The organism is Halocynthiibacter sp. C4, assembly GCF_028823805.1.
GTDB classification, from domain to species: domain Bacteria; phylum Pseudomonadota; class Alphaproteobacteria; order Rhodobacterales; family Rhodobacteraceae; genus Falsihalocynthiibacter; species Falsihalocynthiibacter halioticoli.
Genome location: NZ_JAPEIE010000002.1, coordinates 594,362 through 610,612, shown reverse-complemented (window position 1 = coordinate 610,612; position 16,251 = coordinate 594,362). Strand labels below are relative to the sequence as shown.

The 16,251-nt window shown below is 55.4% G+C and carries 20 protein-coding genes; 10 read left to right on the top strand and 10 right to left on the bottom strand.

Annotation, left to right across the window (positions count from 1 at the left end):
• The first annotated feature begins 79 nt into the window (after nucleotides 1–79).
• Complete coding sequence (locus OU789_RS10120) at nucleotides 80–904, top strand: DMT family transporter (protein ID WP_274655494.1); 825 nt, start codon at nucleotides 80–82, stop codon at nucleotides 902–904.
• 58 nt (nucleotides 905–962) lie between these two features.
• Nucleotides 963–1,688 carry an esterase/lipase family protein gene (locus tag OU789_RS10115; protein ID WP_274655493.1) on the top strand — a complete coding sequence of 242 codons (726 nt, stop codon included), beginning with the start codon at nucleotides 963–965 and terminating at the stop codon, nucleotides 1,686–1,688.
• Here OU789_RS10115 and OU789_RS10110 read toward each other — a convergent pair whose 3' ends face one another.
• From OU789_RS10110 to OU789_RS10100, 3 genes are all read right to left on the bottom strand, one after another.
• Nucleotides 1,689–2,768, bottom strand: a complete 1,080-nt coding sequence (locus OU789_RS10110) for a 5-(carboxyamino)imidazole ribonucleotide synthase (RefSeq protein WP_274655492.1) — start codon at nucleotides 2,766–2,768, stop codon at nucleotides 1,689–1,691.
• Nucleotides 2,761–3,249, bottom strand: a complete 489-nt coding sequence (purE, locus tag OU789_RS10105; RefSeq protein WP_274655490.1) for a 5-(carboxyamino)imidazole ribonucleotide mutase — start codon at nucleotides 3,247–3,249, stop codon at nucleotides 2,761–2,763. Before purE ends, OU789_RS10110 begins: the two co-directional genes overlap by 8 nt.
• 75 nt (nucleotides 3,250–3,324) lie before the next feature.
• On the bottom strand, nucleotides 3,325–3,546 hold the full coding sequence (locus OU789_RS10100) for a YdcH family protein (protein WP_263952544.1): 222 nt from the start codon (nucleotides 3,544–3,546) through the stop codon (nucleotides 3,325–3,327).
• Between the two features lie 197 nt (nucleotides 3,547–3,743).
• Here OU789_RS10100 and OU789_RS10095 point away from each other — a divergent pair, with 197 nt between their 5' ends.
• Nucleotides 3,744–4,157: an Hsp20 family protein gene (locus OU789_RS10095; RefSeq protein ID WP_263952545.1), complete on the top strand. Its 414-nt coding sequence runs from the start codon at nucleotides 3,744–3,746 to the stop codon at nucleotides 4,155–4,157.
• A 21-nt stretch (nucleotides 4,158–4,178) separates the two neighbouring features.
• Complete coding sequence (locus OU789_RS10090) at nucleotides 4,179–4,403, top strand: DUF1150 domain-containing protein (RefSeq protein ID WP_263952546.1); 225 nt, start codon at nucleotides 4,179–4,181, stop codon at nucleotides 4,401–4,403.
• Nucleotides 4,404–4,479: 76 nt separating this feature from the next.
• On the opposite strand, the gene OU789_RS10085 is transcribed toward OU789_RS10090, so the two are convergent.
• Both OU789_RS10085 and trxB read right to left on the bottom strand, forming a co-directional pair.
• On the bottom strand, nucleotides 4,480–6,186 hold the full coding sequence (locus OU789_RS10085) for a bifunctional sulfate adenylyltransferase/adenylylsulfate kinase (protein ID WP_274655487.1): 1,707 nt from the start codon (nucleotides 6,184–6,186) through the stop codon (nucleotides 4,480–4,482).
• 260 nt (nucleotides 6,187–6,446) lie between these two features.
• Complete coding sequence (trxB, locus tag OU789_RS10080) at nucleotides 6,447–7,385, bottom strand: thioredoxin-disulfide reductase (RefSeq protein ID WP_274655485.1); 939 nt, start codon at nucleotides 7,383–7,385, stop codon at nucleotides 6,447–6,449.
• 262 nt (nucleotides 7,386–7,647) lie between these two features.
• Between trxB and OU789_RS10075 the strand changes: the two genes are divergently transcribed.
• Nucleotides 7,648–8,148, top strand: a complete 501-nt coding sequence (locus tag OU789_RS10075) for an Lrp/AsnC family transcriptional regulator (protein ID WP_263952549.1) — start codon at nucleotides 7,648–7,650, stop codon at nucleotides 8,146–8,148.
• A 27-nt stretch (nucleotides 8,149–8,175) separates the two neighbouring features.
• Here the strand turns inward: OU789_RS10075 and OU789_RS10070 are convergent, their stop codons facing one another.
• From OU789_RS10070 to lgt, 4 genes are all read right to left on the bottom strand, one after another.
• Nucleotides 8,176–8,973, bottom strand: coding sequence for a Hint domain-containing protein (locus tag OU789_RS10070; protein ID WP_274655483.1), 798 nt, complete (start codon nucleotides 8,971–8,973; stop codon nucleotides 8,176–8,178).
• Nucleotides 8,974–9,260: 287 nt separating this feature from the next.
• Nucleotides 9,261–10,016 carry a peptidoglycan editing factor PgeF gene (gene pgeF, locus OU789_RS10065; protein WP_274655481.1) on the bottom strand — a complete coding sequence of 252 codons (756 nt, stop codon included), beginning with the start codon at nucleotides 10,014–10,016 and terminating at the stop codon, nucleotides 9,261–9,263.
• Complete coding sequence (locus OU789_RS10060; RefSeq protein WP_274655479.1) at nucleotides 10,013–11,101, bottom strand: class I SAM-dependent methyltransferase; 1,089 nt, start codon at nucleotides 11,099–11,101, stop codon at nucleotides 10,013–10,015. The genes pgeF and OU789_RS10060 overlap by 4 nt, the downstream gene beginning before the upstream one ends.
• Nucleotides 11,098–12,015, bottom strand: a complete 918-nt coding sequence (lgt, locus tag OU789_RS10055) for a prolipoprotein diacylglyceryl transferase (RefSeq protein ID WP_274655477.1) — start codon at nucleotides 12,013–12,015, stop codon at nucleotides 11,098–11,100. The genes OU789_RS10060 and lgt overlap by 4 nt, the downstream gene beginning before the upstream one ends.
• Nucleotides 12,016–12,128: 113 nt before the next feature.
• Between lgt and OU789_RS10050 the strand changes: the two genes are divergently transcribed.
• The 5 genes from OU789_RS10050 to OU789_RS10030 all read left to right on the top strand — a co-directional run bounded on the left by OU789_RS10050 (nucleotide 12,129) and on the right by OU789_RS10030 (nucleotide 15,422).
• A complete protein-coding gene (locus OU789_RS10050; protein WP_274655475.1) occupies nucleotides 12,129–12,437 on the top strand; it encodes an accessory factor UbiK family protein in 309 nt (102 codons plus the stop codon).
• A gap of 279 nt (nucleotides 12,438–12,716) precedes the next feature.
• Nucleotides 12,717–13,220 (top strand): YbjN domain-containing protein, encoded by a 504-nt coding sequence (locus OU789_RS10045; protein ID WP_274655474.1) that lies wholly within the window; start codon nucleotides 12,717–12,719, stop codon nucleotides 13,218–13,220.
• A 32-nt stretch (nucleotides 13,221–13,252) separates the two neighbouring features.
• Entirely contained in the window at nucleotides 13,253–14,059 is an 807-nt protein-coding gene (gene proC / locus OU789_RS10040; protein ID WP_274655472.1) for a pyrroline-5-carboxylate reductase, read from the top strand.
• On the top strand, nucleotides 14,056–14,397 hold the full coding sequence (locus OU789_RS10035; protein WP_274655470.1) for a tRNA-binding protein: 342 nt from the start codon (nucleotides 14,056–14,058) through the stop codon (nucleotides 14,395–14,397). Before proC ends, OU789_RS10035 begins: the two co-directional genes overlap by 4 nt.
• 68 nt (nucleotides 14,398–14,465) lie before the next feature.
• Nucleotides 14,466–15,422 (top strand): 2-hydroxyacid dehydrogenase, encoded by a 957-nt coding sequence (locus OU789_RS10030; protein WP_263952558.1) that lies wholly within the window; start codon nucleotides 14,466–14,468, stop codon nucleotides 15,420–15,422.
• Here the strand turns inward: OU789_RS10030 and OU789_RS10025 are convergent.
• Nucleotides 15,419–16,030: a thymidine kinase gene (locus tag OU789_RS10025; protein WP_263952559.1), complete on the bottom strand. Its 612-nt coding sequence runs from the start codon at nucleotides 16,028–16,030 to the stop codon at nucleotides 15,419–15,421. The genes OU789_RS10030 and OU789_RS10025 overlap by 4 nt on opposite strands.
• Nucleotides 16,031–16,251: the final 221 nt, after the last annotated feature.

Here is a 16,251-nt window from a genome sequence, read left to right as displayed (position 1 = left end):
CCCTTTTGCTTTTCCGGCTCACGCTCAATTTTCGGTGACAGGCGCTTGCCTTACAGTTCCAGTCCCGTATGAACCCATTATGAAACTCATCCTCCTTACCGCTCTCACGATGGTTGCTTTTGCGGCCAATTCGGTTCTGAACCGTCTGGCACTGGCTGACCAAGCCATCGATCCGGCAAGCTTTGCGGCTATTCGGATTGCGGCGGGGGCTCTCGTTCTGTGGCTTCTGGTTCAGCTGCGAAAAGGAGTGATCCGGTTCCACCTTGGCGGAGTAGTGTCACTTGCGGCTTATACGCTTGGCTTTTCTTTTGCGTATGTCTCGCTTGATACGGGCGTTGGGGCGCTCATCCTTTTTGGCGGCGTGCAAGTTACCATGTTCCTTGGGGCGCTCGTGAGCCGCGAAGCCCTTCCGCCTGCGCGGTGGGTTGGCGCTGGTGTCGCTTTTGCTGGCCTTATGGTGCTTGTCTGGCCGGGTGGCGCAGTTACGATTTCGCCGGTAGGCGCTGGGCTAATGGCTGCTGCGGCTGTGGGGTGGGGCGTCTATTCGTTGATCGGCAAAGGCGCTTCTGATGCGCTGGCCAATACGGCGTCAAACTTCATTTTTGCACTGCCATTTGGCCTCGTGGCGTTGCTGATTGTGCCGGAGTTACACGCCACTGGGTCTGGCGTTGTTTTGGCGGTCATCTCTGGGGCCGTGACGTCTGGTCTTGGTTATGCGCTTTGGTATGCGATCTTACCGCGTATGTCGGCTTCTATTGCGGCAATTGTGATGCTTACCGTGCCAGTGATCGCGACTGCGGGCGGTGTAATCTTCTTAGGTGAGAATGTTGGTCTGCGCTTCGCCACCGCGACGGTGCTTGTGCTGGGTGGTGTGCTGATTGCCGCCAAACCCGCGCGAACGTGATGTTACCCATACGTCAACGCCCCTCGTAATTGCCGCAATGCATGGCTAAGCTTGGGGTATGAGATTTGTTTTTGCCTTTCTACTCGGCTTTGTCCCGTCACTTGCACAAGCCGATTGCGTTGTGCTTTTGCACGGGCTGGCGCGGGGTGCCGGCTCTATGCTTGGGTTGGAATATGCTTTGCAATCAGCGGGATATCAGGTCGTAAACAACGGTTATCCGTCAACCTCCGCTGATGTACAAACTCTGGTGGACGAGGCTATTCCGCCCGCCGTTGAGGCTTGTGGCGACCAAAAGGTGCATTTTGTGACCCACTCCATGGGCGGTATCCTTGTTCGCGCATGGCTAACCCAAAATCGCCCCAAAGATATGGGTCGCGTTGTAATGATGGGGCCGCCCAATCATGGCTCCGAACTCGTTGATATTTTTGGAGACTTTGAGCCGTTTCAGTGGATTAACGGCCCTGCGGGCCTTCAGCTTGGAACGGATGAGGACTCGGTCCCGTCCCAACTAAGCTTTCCTGCCTTTGAGCTTGGCATCATAGCAGGGGACCTCTCGCTCAACCCGATCTATTCCGCGCTCATTGAAGGGCCGGACGATGGTAAGGTTTCGGTTGAGAGCACGCGCCTTGTTGGCGCACGCGATCACATCGTACTTCCGGCCACCCATACATTTATGATGACCGACGCGTTGGTCATCTGGCAGGTGGTCGAGTTCCTCAAGACAGGCAGTTTTGACCGCGAAACAACTTGGACAGAAGCGGTCGAACATCTGCTACTTGAGTGATCATCCTGCTGACGTCTTGATCCGGTTAACGTGGCCCATTTTGCGGCCCGCTTTGACTTCGGCCTTGCCGTAAAGGTGTAGCGCCGCGTTCCCTTCTGCGGAAATTTCGGCGACCTTGTCCATATCATCGCCAATCAGGTTCAGCATCTCGACGTCGGCATGACGCGTGCCATCACCAAGCGGCCAGCCTGCAACAGCGCGAATATGCTGCTCGAACTGGTCAATCACACAGCCGTTCTGGGTCCAATGCCCTGAATTGTGCACACGCGGGGCGATTTCATTCACGATAAGCCCTTGCGGGGTAACGAAAAGCTCCACCCCCATGACGCCTACATACTCAAGCGCATTGAGGATATTTGCAGTCAGGAGAACCGCATCCATCCGCTGGCTCGCGGTCAGGTTTGCTGGCACTGTGGTTGTGTGCAGGATGCCGTCGCGATGCACGTTTTCGCCGGGGTCAAAGCACGAAACCTGACCAGATGCAGATCGGGCACCAATCACAGAGACTTCGTGGCTGAAGTCAACAAACCCTTCAAGGATCGCGGGCGCGCCAGCCATATCTGCGAGCGCGTTGGCGGCATCTGCGGGTGATTTCAGGCGAGCTTGCCCTTTGCCGTCATAGCCGAAGCGGCGTGTTTTCAGAATCGCGGGCGTGCCGATATCGGCAATTGCGCGGTCCAGATCTTCTGCCGTATCCACGGCCATATAGGGCGCAGTTTGCAGCCCCAGATCGCGGAGGAAATCTTTCTCGGTGATGCGGTCTTGGGACACGCGCAGCGCCTCACGTCCCGGGCGGATCGGGCGCAACTTTTCGAGGTGGTTGAGTGCCTCTGTCGGGATGTTCTCAAACTCGTAGGTGATCACGTCCACCGCAGAGGCAAAATCGGTTAGTGCGCCAAGGTCGTCATACCCTGCGGTCGTAACCTGCGCAGCAACGTCGCCAGCAGGCGGGTTTGCTCCCGGTTCAAAGATGTGAGTTTTGAAGCCGAGGCGAGAGGCCGCCACAGAGAGCATACGGCCAAGTTGTCCGCCACCCAGAATGCCGATGGTCGCGCCGGTTTGCAGGATGAAATCAGTCATCTTGTGGCTCGTCTGGAATTGAGGCAGCGAGGGCTTCGCGCCAATCGTCAAGCCGCTCGGCAAGGGCGCTATCCTCATTGGCGAGGATACCAGCGGCCATCAAGCCAGCATTTGCCGCACCTGCGGCGCCAATAGCCATCGTTGCAACAGGGAAACCTTTGGGCATCTGGACGATGGAGTACAGGCTATCCACGCCTGAAAGCGCCTTGGTCTGAACAGGAACGCCAACAACCGGCACACGTGTTTTGCTGGCCATCATGCCGGGCAAATGCGCCGCGCCGCCAGCGCCCGCGATGATGACTTTGAGGCCGCGCTCCGCAGCGGTTTTGCCGTAGGACCAAAGGCGGTCCGGTGTGCGGTGGGCCGATACGATCTTTTTCTCATAAGGCACGCCCAATTCATCAAGAATTTCGGCTGCAAGCTTCATCACGGGCCAGTCGCTCTGGCTTCCCATGATGATTCCAACTTTTACATCTGTCATAGTATTCCCGTCGCAGGGTTAAAGTGCCGTAAACGGCGGCGGCAATCGAAGCGGCACTATAGCTATCTCGTACCGCTAGGCAATGATATCAGGGGTTAGTTCGTCCTCGATGGCGCGAATTTGGTCTTTGAGAGCCAGTTTTTGGCGCTTCAGGCGGCGAACTTGTAGCGGATCGGTCGACCGTTTCTCCTCCAGCGCCTGAATCGCAGCGTCTAGGTCGCGGTGCTCCTGTGTGAGAACTGAGAGCTTCACACGCAGGACCTCTTCATGAGACATTTCAGCAGAGTTTTCGGTCATAGTGTTCGTACGAGTCGCTCGTTAACTTTCGTTAAAACTAGCCCATAACGTGAGCGGCGGAAAGAAAATAGGGATGCTGCCGAAGGTGATGCGCCCGAACCCTTGCGACTCAGCCAGTGCCTCCCCATATTGAAAGAGAACGGTCGCCGGATGGTCGGGGCCTGCTTTGGACAGTCGCTTTTGAAAAGGACGCGTCGATGACGAAACTTACACTTGGATCGCACCCATTCCTATTGGGTTTCGATCAGCTTGAACGCCTCGTGGAACGGACCGCCAAGTCTGGTAACGATGGCTATCCTCCTTTTAACATTGAACAAACGAGCGATAACAGCTACCGCATTACGCTTGCTGTTGCTGGGTTTGCGGATGACGATCTATCGATCACGGTCGAGGACAAACAGCTTGTTGTGCGTGGCCGACAGAGCGAAGACAGCGAGGGGCGCATCTTCTTGCATCGCGGAATTGCCGCACGTCAGTTCCAAAAAAGCTTTGTGCTTGCAGAAGGGGTTGAAGTTGGCGGCGCCAAGACCGAAAACGGCCTCCTGCACATTGATCTGACTCGGTCCGTGCCGGATTCGATCGTTCAGACGATCAAAATTAACAAAGGTTAAGAGTAGGAAAAGGGCTTGAAAATGCACACTAAATTCCAATTGCCCGACGCTGACAGCCGGATCGTATATGTCCGCGCTGTTGATGTGGCCGACCTTCCTCAGGATATCCGTGACGAGATTCCCGATGTGGATCAGGTTTATTCGGTTCATAAGGCAGATGGCGAGCAGCTTGCATTGGTAAACGACCGTCGTACGGCGTTTTTCCTCGCACGCGAGCATGACTATACGCCAATGACGGTACACTAACCGTCGCAATCATAATCGGAAAACAAGAAGGGCGCAGCCGAAGCTACGCCCTTTTTTTATGCTTTGTTACGCTTAGTTAGGCTTTGATCAAGCCGAGGCTTTCCAGCTTGAGAATGACCTGATGCGCGCAGTTGTCGACATCCACATTCTCTGTTTCTACTGAAAGTTCTGGGTTTTCAGGAACGTCATAAGGGTCTGAAATACCAGTGAACTCTTTGATCTTGCCTTCGCGCGCAAGCTTGTAGAGACCTTTACGGTCGCGGCGTTCGCACTCTTCGATGCTGGTTGCCACGTGCACTTCAACGAAGGCACCGAATTGCTCGATTTCCTCGCGAACAGCGCGGCGGGTTGTGGCGTAAGGCGCGATCGGCGCACAGATTGCGATACCACCGTTTTTCGTAATCTCGCTTGCAACATAACCGATGCGACGAATGTTCAGATCGCGGTGTTCTTTGCTGAAGCCAAGCTCGCTGGAAAGGTTTTTCCGCACGATATCGCCGTCAAGCAGCGTTACGGGGCGGCCGCCCATTTCCATCAGCTTGACCATGAGCGCGTTAGCGATGGTCGATTTACCGGAACCAGAGAAACCGGTGAAGAATACGGTAAAGCCTTGTTTGGCACGTGGTGGACGGGTGCGGCGGAGTTCTTTCACAACGGATGGGAAGCTGAACCACTCTGGAATTTCCAGACCTTCGGCCAAACGACGACGTAGTTCTGTGCCCGAGATATTGAGTACGGTTACGCCTTCTTCGATTTCGTCCGCGGGCTCGTATTGCGCGCGTTCCTGCACATAAACCATGTGTTTGAAATCGACCATTTCGATGCCCATTTCTTCCTGATGCTCGCGGAAGAGGTCTTGTGCATCATATGGGCCGTAGAAATCTTCACCGGCGGAGTTTTTACCGGGGCCAGCGTGGTCGCGGCCAACGATGAAGTGGGTTACGCCGTGGTTTTTGCGGATCAGACCGTGCCAAACAGCTTCGCGCGGGCCAGCCATACGCATGGCGAGGTTTAGCAAGCTCATGCTTGTCGTCGAGGCTGGGTACTGGTCGAGTACTGCTTCGTAGCAACGCACGCGGGTGAAGTGATCAATGTCGCCAGGTTTGGTTAGGCCCACAACAGGGTGAATCAGCAGGTTGGCCTGTGCTTCCTTCGCGGCGCGGAACGTAAGCTCTTGGTGCGCACGGTGCAGCGGGTTGCGGGTTTGGAAGGCTACGATTTTGCGCCAGCCCATTTTGCGGAAATAGGCGCGGAGCTCGTTTGGCGTGTCGCGGCGTGCGCGGAAATCATAGTGAACAGGCTGTTGGATGCCTGTGACCGGGCCACCGAGGTAAACTTTGCCAGCTTGGTTGTGCAGGTAATTCACGGCAGGGTGGGCGGAATCATCGGCGCCGAATACTTTTTCGGCTTCGCGCGCTTTGTTCGGCACCCAGTTGTCAGTGACTGTCATTGTGGCGAGGATCACGCCTTCTTGGTCACGCAGGGCGATGTCTTGTCCGGCCTCAAGGCCAGCAGCAAACTCTTCGCTCACGTCAAGTGTGATGGGCATGGGCCAAAGGCTTCCATCGGCCAAACGCATTGTCTCTACAACGGAGTTGTAGTCCTCTTCGGTGAGGAACCCTTTGAGCGGGTTGAAGCCACCATTCATCAGAAGCTCCAGATCGCAAATCTGACGCGGTGTCAGATCCCACGACACGAGATCGGCTGCTTCGAGTTTGAGTTTTTGGGCGCTGTCATAGGAGACATAAAGCTCTGGAATAGGCGCAAGAGGCGTTTGAGACATGGCGGTTATGGTCCAAATTAAGAAAGCCCCGAAAATTGGGGCGCATAAGGTTTGACGCGGCATAGCCCGTAAAAAGGACAATATTCAAGTTGTCCGTGGGCTTTTTAGAAATTTTAGGCGGAAATCGTTCGAATTGCAGGGATTATGGGAAGAATTTCCGAAAGTTGCAATTGTTCTGAAACCCGTTGGAGAAATAATTGGGTCTTTATGTGCTTGCGGCAGCGCTCGGCCCCCGCAAGCAGGTTCAAATGGCGTTTAATTTACGCTTCGGCGAGGAATCGTTCGGCCTCCAATGCGGCCATACACCCCATTCCCGCCGAGGTCACAGCTTGTCGGTATTTATGATCCGTCAGGTCGCCCGCGGCAAAGATGCCTGGGATAGAGGTTTCTGTGCTGTCTGGCTTTGTCACAACATAGCCGCCCATGTGGGTTTCCAACACGTCCTTCACCAGTTCGTTGCTAGGTGCGTGGCCGATGGCAACGAACACACCCTTACACGGAATTTCGGTGATCTCGCCTGTCTTGGTGTTCTTGGTGCGCACACCAGTTACGCCAAGCGGGTTTTCGTCCCCAACCACTTCAACGAGTTCATTGAACCAAAGTGGTTCGATCTTCTCGTTCTTTTCGAGTCGGTCGATCAGGATTTTCTCGGCGCGGAGTTCATCGCGGCGGTGAACAAGTGTTACCTTGCTGGCAAAATTGGTGAGGAAGAGGGCCTCTTCAACGGCGGTGTTGCCGCCCCCGATCACAACGATCTCTTCGCCGCGATAGAAGAACCCATCACAGGTTGCACAGGCGGACACGCCGAAGCCTTTGAATTTTTCTTCGCTCTCAAGGCCAAGCCATTTTGCCCGTGCACCGGTCGCAAGAATAACGGCATCAGCGGTGTAGACTGTGCCGGAGTCGCCAACGGCGGTGAAGGGGCGTTTGCTTGTGTCGAGGCTTAGAATGATGTCGCCGATGATTTCTGTTCCCATCGCGCGCGCGTGGGCTTCCATGTTCACCATTAGGTCGGGACCTTGAATTTCTTTGTGCCCCGGCCAGTTCTCGACCTCTGTCGTCGTGGTGAGCTGGCCACCTGGCTCAATGCCCTGCACAAGGATCGGCGAAAGCATGGCACGGCTCGCATAAACCCCCGCTGTATAGCCTGCAGGGCCAGAACCAATAATCAAAACTTTTGTGTGACGTGTATCGGCCATCGGGGCCCCCGTTCTCTCGAATCAAAATCTGTTACATGCGCGAATTCCGGCGCGGCCTTTTCAACGCGTCGCATACATATAGAGATGCGAAACCCTTCCGAAAACCCTTGAGTTTGCGAATGTCAGGAGCGTTGTTTTTGTGTTGGTTTCGGTTCGATTGTTGCTGAGGTGTGAAATTTTATTGCGCGTTGCTGGCGGGTCGCGTACGATTGTGCAAATTCACTGGCCTCGCGCCGTATTGCCCATAACTTCAGGAGTTGCCATGCCCGTTGCCAAGCTCGACCCGATTGATCGCAAAATTCTTGCCGAGCTTCAGGCCGATGGTCGTATGACCAACGTGGAGCTTGCAAAACGCGTTGGTATTTCGGCGCCGCCGTGTTTGCGCCGCGTGCGTACACTTGAGGATGAAGGCTATATTCGCGGCTATCACGCCGACGTTCATTCTCGTGCTTTGGGCTTTGAGGTGCTGGTCTTTGCTATGGTCGGGTTACAGTCACAGGCCGAGTCTGACCTTGCTGCATTCGAAGCGCTTTGTCAGGAGTGGCCGCTGGTGCGCGAGTGCCATATGCTGAACGGTGAGGTGGATTTTATCCTTAAATGCGCGGCGCCGGATCTCTCTACATTCCAGAGCTTTCTGACGGGCGAACTGCTCAAGGCGCATAACGTAGCCAGCGTTAAAACATCCTTGGTTATTCGCGGTGCCAAAGATGAGCCGGGTGTTCCCTTTGAAGTCCTCGAAGAGCGTTTGGCGCGCGAGGCATAACGCCCCACTTTGCACAAACCCTATACCTCAAGCTGCGGAATAGGCCGAGACACCCGCCTGCATTTCCTCGAAAGACAGTCGCGGTAGGCATTGCGGGCCGAAATCACTCATCTTTTCCACATGCGGGAACATCTCGAGAAAGAGTTCTTCCATTTCGTGGGTCAGGCTCATCGCGGCGTCATCGCCCGGATGATAGCTCTCAAGCTCAAGTCCGTTGATGCGGATGATGTGATGCTCGGCAAAGCCAATGTGATAAGTTTTGACGGGTGAAACAGGGGTGATGCCAATTACGGTCTCGCTGTTCTCCATCGCACGGATCGGAGCGAGCACCTTACCCTTTGCGCGGTTATGCATTGGCATGCGCGCAGCAGGGCCGACCATCAAATCTGGCATCGGACGACCAAGACCAAAGCTATCGGGCGAGATCCGAGTCAGTTTGCCCATCTCTTCGGCCTGATTGCCCGACATAACGAGGCGCTGCGGTACAATCATTGTGCTGCCAATCCACAAAACTTCCTGAAAACCGTCGTCCACAGTTTGAACTTTGTATCCCGGGAGAAGGTCTTCAACGGAGGTCGGGCCGACATCTGTGTGAAGAATCCCGCCGTGCGCAACAGCAGAGAAAGCCTCCTCAAACAGAGGCAGGGAGGGGGCGACTTTGGTGAAGTTGTCGATAAGCCCGTTCGGATCAAGGCAAGCGATCTCGAAGCGGCGCATCGGTACGGAAGAACGAGGGTCCAGCCTATCAGGGCGTGGTCTTAATGCGGATGGTGTGTGTGTTCTAAGTCTCGCCGCGCTGGCAGACGCGGCATGATGGGGTCTCATAGTAACGTCCTCTCGAACATTAAATGTTGGCCCCCCACCGAGGATTAGAAACACCTATCAATGTGTCAATTTTGAGGAGTAGCAGGAGAGTTCCTGTATTGTAAATTCTGCGGCCAGTAATGAGGTTTTTGCGCGAATATTGTTTCCGGATGAGCTTCAATATTCACGGAATATGGCGTGCGCGCGGTGGGCTTGATGCTCGAATTTCCCAAGAATCAAAGGCTGGTCAGGCGTCAGGAGCCTGTTTCCGAAATCGACCCAATCAGGGATTCGACTGCAATATTGTTTCAGAGTCGAATGCAGGAAATCAGACGCCCGTAATCGGCCTCTTTTTTATGGGTCGCGCGGCGGTAGGAATAAAACCGATCCGCATCCGCATATGTGCAATGGCCGGTGTATTCTGCCTCGCCAATCCCTGCTTTTCGCAGGCAATAGAGGCCAAATCCAGGGAGGTTGAAATGCATCCGATCATCTTGGCCTTGGGCGAAAAAGCGGCTGTATTCAACGTCATGTGACATGAATTCGTCAAAGAATTCCGGCCCAACCTCATACGCCGCCTGACTGATGCAAGGTCCGATAACCGCAACTGTGTTGTCGCGGTCCGCACCGAGGGTCTCCATCGCATCAAGTGTTGCGTCTAAAACGCCGTTGAGTGCGCCCTTCCAACCTGCGTGCGCCGCAGCAACGACGCCAGCGTCGTAATCGGCGAAAAGCACGGGTTGGCAATCTGCTGTGAGAATCGCGAGCGCAATATCCGGTGATTTGGTAACGATCGCGTCCGCCTTGGCTGGCGCAGGACTGGCATCCTCGGCTATGTGAACATCGGCGGAATGCACTTGATGTACACCGCAGAGATGGCTTGTCGGAACCTGCATGGCCTCCGCGACGCGCGCGCGGTTGATCGCAACAATATCAGCCTGATCGGATGATCCGGTGCCACAATTCAACCCTGCAAAAACGCCAGAAGACGCGCCGCCTTTGCGGGTGAAGAACCCGTGGCGCAGAGGGGCGAGACTGTCACTTGTGAGGATTTCGAGCGTCATGTTTGCAATCCGGGCGGCGGGCTGAATCGGCCGTCATAGAGGGCGAGTATCTTGAAGAGGTTCCCCATTTCATCGGGGTGGGTCAAGCGCCGATGTGCAGCGATGTGGTTTTCAAGCGCTGCGCCGGAAAGAGCCTGTGCCAATTGCTGCGCGCGGTGCGTAATCCCGAGGCGTTCAAGAAACACGCCCTGTGGAATCATTGCCGTGGCAGCGCAGGATGCGGCCCCTTGCACGGCATTTGCAAGAGCGGCGAAATCCACATGCGCGGTAAGATCGGCTTGGCCGGGTGTTGTAAGGGGCGATGTTTTCTTGTGGGATTTCACGGCTTGGAACGTATCGCCGTAGCTTGCCCAATCGCCATAATCGATAATGAGTGCAGCGCCGCCGTGATCAGAGATATGGGCGCCAATTTCGCTGGCGATGGCCTCGGCAGCGGCGCAAATCTCAATGAGTTGCCCTTGCTTGGTCTCGGCGAGCCGCCCAGAGAGAGCCGGGACTTCGGCAGGGTCACCAGCACCAAATGCGAGCTTGCCATCGACCAAGCCAACACGCCGCTCGCGCCATGCATTACCTTCATCGCGCAAGAATTGGCGAATGGGGAGGGCATCGAAAAACTCGTTTGCCACAAGTAAAAGCGGTATTTCGGGCAGGGTAGAAAGCTGGTAGTGCCAGTCAATTTTGTGGCCGTCCAATGCCTCGGCTTGCGCGGTACGGAGCGTATCTGACGCCTCGATAAGATGAATGCGCGCTGCGGCGTGAAAACCCGGCACAGAGGCAGTGGCGCGCAGAATGTCGGCCATGAGTGTTCCACGACCGGGGCCAAGTTCGGTGAGGGCAAAGGGGGCGGGCGCACCATGATCAAGCCACGTCTGGGCAAGGCAAAGGCCGATCAACTCGCCGAACATCTGCGAAATTTCCGGCGCTGTTGTGAAGTCTCCTGACGCCCCAAGCGGATCGCGTGTTGTGTAATATCCAAGCGTCGGATGAAGCAGGCACTCGCTCATGTAGTCCGCAATAGTGAGCGGCCCATTGGCGAGGATTCGCGCCTTTAAGTGATCGGTCAAGTCTTTGGGCGTGTCGGTCATGCGCGCTCTTTCGAGGGAGCTTTGCGCATTGCATAGACGATGAGCGCCACACCAACGAGGATCATAGGCACCGAAAGTTCTTGCCCGCGTGTGAGGCCCCACTCTCCGAGTTGAAGCGCATATCCGTTGGGGTTTGTCGCCGTTACAAATTGGCTGTCTGGCTGGCGGACAAATTCAACAACGAACCGCGCCGCGCCATATCCGATGAGGAAAACACCAAACGTTAGGCCGGGCATCTTCAGGCTTTTTCGGCGGAAGACCAGCCAGAGAAGAAGCGCCCCCAATACCAAACCTTCAAGCGCGGCTTCATATAGTTGGCTTGGATGGCGGGCGCAGAACCCACCAGCAATTTCGCCGATTGTCCCTGGGCAATAATTCGCTTCTGACCCAGGGAAGATCACGCCCCAAGGAACGTCAGTTGGCCGCCCCCAAAGCTCTGCATTGATGAAATTTGCAAGCCGTCCAAGTAGAAAGCCGATGGGGGCGGACATTGTCAGGACATCCGCGAGATTGAGGCGGGGTGTGTTGTTGCGAATGGCGAATATCCAAGACACAACCACAACACCAAGGAAGCCGCCGTGGAACGACATGCCGCCTTGCCAAAACATCAGAATTTCTTGTGGATTCGCGAGGTAGTATGCAGGCTGGTAGAACAGGACATACCCAAGCCGTCCGCCCAGAACGACACCGATGATGATCCACGTTAGAAGGTCTTCGGCCTTGGCTGGTTCCATGATCGGGGTGTCATTCGGCCAAAGCGCAGGCCGTTTAAGTGCTGCCACGACCAACCGCCAAGCGATCAGGATGCCGACGATATAAGCCAGCGCATACCAGCGCAGCGCGAGCGTGAACCCTCCGATTGAAAACGAAAAGAGTTCGGGCGAAATATCGGGGAATGGTAAAGCAGCCAGCATGCGCCTATCTGCCTCGCTCAAATCGGGGAAGTCAAGCTTGCGATTTTGCGGAGTTGCCCCCATATAGTTTGCAACAGAGTGATTTATTCGCAGCAGCCCGCTAAGGAGCACCCATGCAGACGCGCAACAAGATTTTTGACGATATCTCGCAACTGATGACCAATGCCGTCGGCGTGGCACAAGGCGCGCGGGACGAGGCGGAAACTGCGATGAAGGGCTTTTTTGACCGTTGGATGGCAGACCGCGATTTCGTGTCGCGCGAGGAGTTTGATGCGGTACGCGCCATGGCGCAAAAAGCCCGCGAAGAGAACGAAGCCCTGAAGGCGCGTCTTGATGCGCTGGAAACTGTGCCAGTGAAAAAGCCTGCGGCTAAGAAAACAACGCGCAAGGCGGCTCCGAAAAAGGATTCGGGCAAAGCTTAACCGAATTTCACCGATATTTTGACTGTATGAGGCGTCCTTTTCGGGCGCCTTTTGCGTTTCTGGGCGACTCTCGCCGAATATGCGCAATATATAGCGTTTTTTGCGCCGTCATCCGCGCGTTATCCACAACTTATTGATATATCCACAGATATTTTCCTTTACAGGGCCACCTCCATCGCACACCATATTTAGTGTAAGGGCAGGGTGCCTCCCCTTTAATTTGTGTAGGCGCCGAATACTTGCGGCAAACGCGGGCAGAACAACAATCGAGGCTGGGCAATGTCACTCACGGAAGACTTTTTTGGCAGCGACGATATCCACCCGATTGATATGGTCGAAACCCTCGCGCAACATCATGCATGGGAGTTTGACCGCGTCGCCGACGACCAGATTGCAATGGCCGTCGAAGGGCAGTGGCGCACATATTCCATAACTCTGGCATGGTCCCCGCAGGATGAAACGCTTCGCCTGATTTGCACCTTTGAAATGGACCCGCCAGAGGAGAAGCTGCCGAAGTTCTTCGAGATGCTGAACCTTGTGAACGATGCCTGTTGGGCGGGCGCTTTCACCTATTGGCACGAGCAGCGGTTGATGGTCTATCGCTATGGCCTTGTCCTGTCGGGCGGGCAGCAAGCTGGTGTTGAGCAGATTGATACGCTGATCTCGGCGGCGGTCATGTCGTCCGAACGATACTACCCTGCATTCCAACTGGTGAACTGGGGCAATCAATCGCCCGAAGAAGCGATGCAAGTTGCCATTGCAGAGGCTTACGGACGGGCCTAGTCTCTCTCGCGAACGTAAGAGGGAGAGCATTCATGCAAGAAATCAAAAGCCGCGGCATCGTCCTGTTAGGATGTGGAAAGATGGGGTCTGCGATGCTTGCAGGATGGCTTGAGAATGGCCTCACCGCGAATTCCGTTTGGATACTCGACCCTAATCCTTCGGACTGGGTCCAATCGCTTGGCGCACATGTAAACGAAGGCGTGCCAGAAAATCCGGCGGTGGTTTTGATCGCGGTTAAACCGCAAATGATGCAAGACGCGCTTCCAACTCTGAAACCTCTAGGGAATGGCGAGACACTGTTTGTTTCGGTCGCTGCAGGTTGCACCATCGCAAGTTATGAGGCGGTGTTGGGCGCACAAACACCAATCATTCGCGCGATGCCGAATACACCCGCTGCAGTTGGGCGCGGAATAACTGCGCTTGTCGCCAATGCACACGCGAATAGCGCGCAGCTCGATGCCGCAGAATCCCTCCTTGCGGCTGTGGGCCAAACGGTTCGCCTTGATGACGAAAGCCAGATGGATGCGGTTACGGCGGTGTCTGGGTCTGGGCCTGCTTATGTATTCCACCTCATAGAAACGCTGGCAAAGGCGGGCGAGCTTGAAGGGCTGCCCCCTGAATTGGCGATGAAGCTGGCCAAAGCAACCGTTGGCGGCGCTGGGCAACTGGCCGAGGATGCAAGCGAAACGCCAAGCGAGCTGCGTGTGAATGTGACCAGTCCAGCGGGAACAACTGCTGCTGCACTTGAGGTCTTGATGGACGAGGAATGCGGGTTCCCCGATCTCCTTGCCCGCGCCGTCAAAGCTGCTGCTGACCGTAGTCGTGAGTTGGCGCAATGAGCGAGTCCATCTCGTTTGACGACTTCCTCAAAGTCGATATTCGTAAAGGCACCGTTGTTAAGGCTGAACCGTTCCCAGAAGCGCGAAAGCCCGCAATCAAGATTTGGGTGGATTTTGGCGATGAGATTGGCATCAAGAAATCCAGCGCTCAGATCACGGTGCATTACAACCCGGATGCGTTGATCGGCAAAGAGGTGATGGCGGTTGTCAACTTTCCGCCGCGCCAAATCGGCAAATTCATGTCCGAAATCCTCGTTCTTGGTGTGCCGGATGAGGCAGGCGAGGTCGTTTTGATCGGGCCAGATCAATCGGTGCCAAACGGCGCAAGGCTCTTTTGATATATCTCGCGTTGCGGTAGCCTGCGCGCGACCCATAATAATACCGCCCTATAACCTATAGGAATAAAATGAAGAAAATCCTGATCACCCGTATCCTACCTGATAAAGTCCTTGATGCTGCACGCGCCAAATTTGATGTGACCGTGCGCGATGACGTTACTCCGCTGAATGTGAACGAAGCCGCCGATGCGCTTCAAACATACGACGGTATTCTACCCACGCTTGGCGATGCCTTCGACGCAACGTGCTTTGAGCAAGCAGGCAAACCGCGCTGCAAGATTTTGGCGAACTTTGGTGTGGGGTATAACCATATCGATGCCACCGCTGCGGCAAAAGCGGGGGTTTTTGTCAGTAACACACCCGGGGCCGTGACGGACGCCACAGCCGACATCGCCATGACGCTGCTCTTGATGACCGCGCGGCGAGCTTCTGAAGGGGAGCGCATCACCCGCGCTGGCGGTTGGAAGGGTTGGGGGCCCGTTCAGATGCTCGGCACACATGTTACCGGCAAGACGGTCGCGATCATCGGCATGGGCCGGATCGGCAAGGCCATCGCCAAACGCTGCCACTACGGCTTTGATATGAACGTTGTGTTCTACAACCGCTCAATCGTGCAAGAACCGGGTGTTCCTGCCGAACAGATGCCAACGCTTGAAGCAGCACTTGGCGCTGCCGATTTTGTGGTTGTTGCTGTTCCTGGAAGCAAGGAAACGCATCACCTCATTGATGGCAATGCCTTCCGCGATATGAAATCGACGGGCATATTTATCAATATCTCCCGTGGGGACGTGGTTGATGAGCCTGCTTTGATTTCTGCTCTTCAAAACAAGGTGATCCACGCGGCGGGACTTGACGTGTACGAGCAGGAACCGTTCGTTCCAGAAGCTCTGCGTGCTCTGGATAACGTAACACTGTTGCCGCATCTTGGTACGGCGGCGCTTGAAGTGCGCGAAAACATGGGAATGATGGCGCTGGATAACCTGATTGCCGCGCTTGACGGCAAGGCGCCGCCCAACAAAGTCTAAGCGCTTTTGGCGCGGGGGAGGCTGGTGACGTTTTCGCCCATCGCCTCGCGCCAATGCCGGCGGCACAGCGAGACATAGGTTTCATTGCCGCCGATCTGAACCTGCGCGCCTTCGCGCAATACGTTCCCTGCATCATCTTGGCGCACAACCATCGTGGCCTTCTTTCCGCAATGACAAATTGTGCGCGCCTCACGCATTTCATCGGCGAGCGCAAGCAGTGCCGCTGATCCGGGGAACAACGCCCCCTGAAAATCCACACGCAGCCCGTAACACATCACTGGAACACCAAGGTCGTCCACCACGCGGGCCAATTGCCAAACCTGATCTTGCTCAAGAAATTGCGCTTCGTCGATAAACACGCATGCACAGGGGCCAACCGCGAGTCTCGTCTTGATCTTGGCAAAAAGGTCTTCGCCCGTCTCGAATGTATCTGCTGGTTCGCCGATCCCGATCCGCGAGGCAATGCGCCCTTCACCTGCCCGATTATCAAACCGCGCCGTGAGCAGATAGGTCTGCATCCCGCGTTCGATATAGTTGTGGGAGGCTTGCAGCAAAATCGTCGATTTCCCTGCATTCATTGTCGAGTAATGGAAGTAAAGCTTGGCCATGTCGGACCCTAGCGCGCACCCGAAAGTCGGGCAAGATCGAGAGGGCAAAATGCTGTGGATAAAGGCGCGAAAATTAACTTCGGGATCATGTGGAGAGGCCGCGAAGCATAGGCAGGTGCGGGGAGGGGGAAACCCGCAAAAACGCTTCATGACCCCTCGGTCCTGTTATGACATTGCCTTTCGCGCGGCATAATGGGAATGTTTGTCGACAGTTCCCCGTA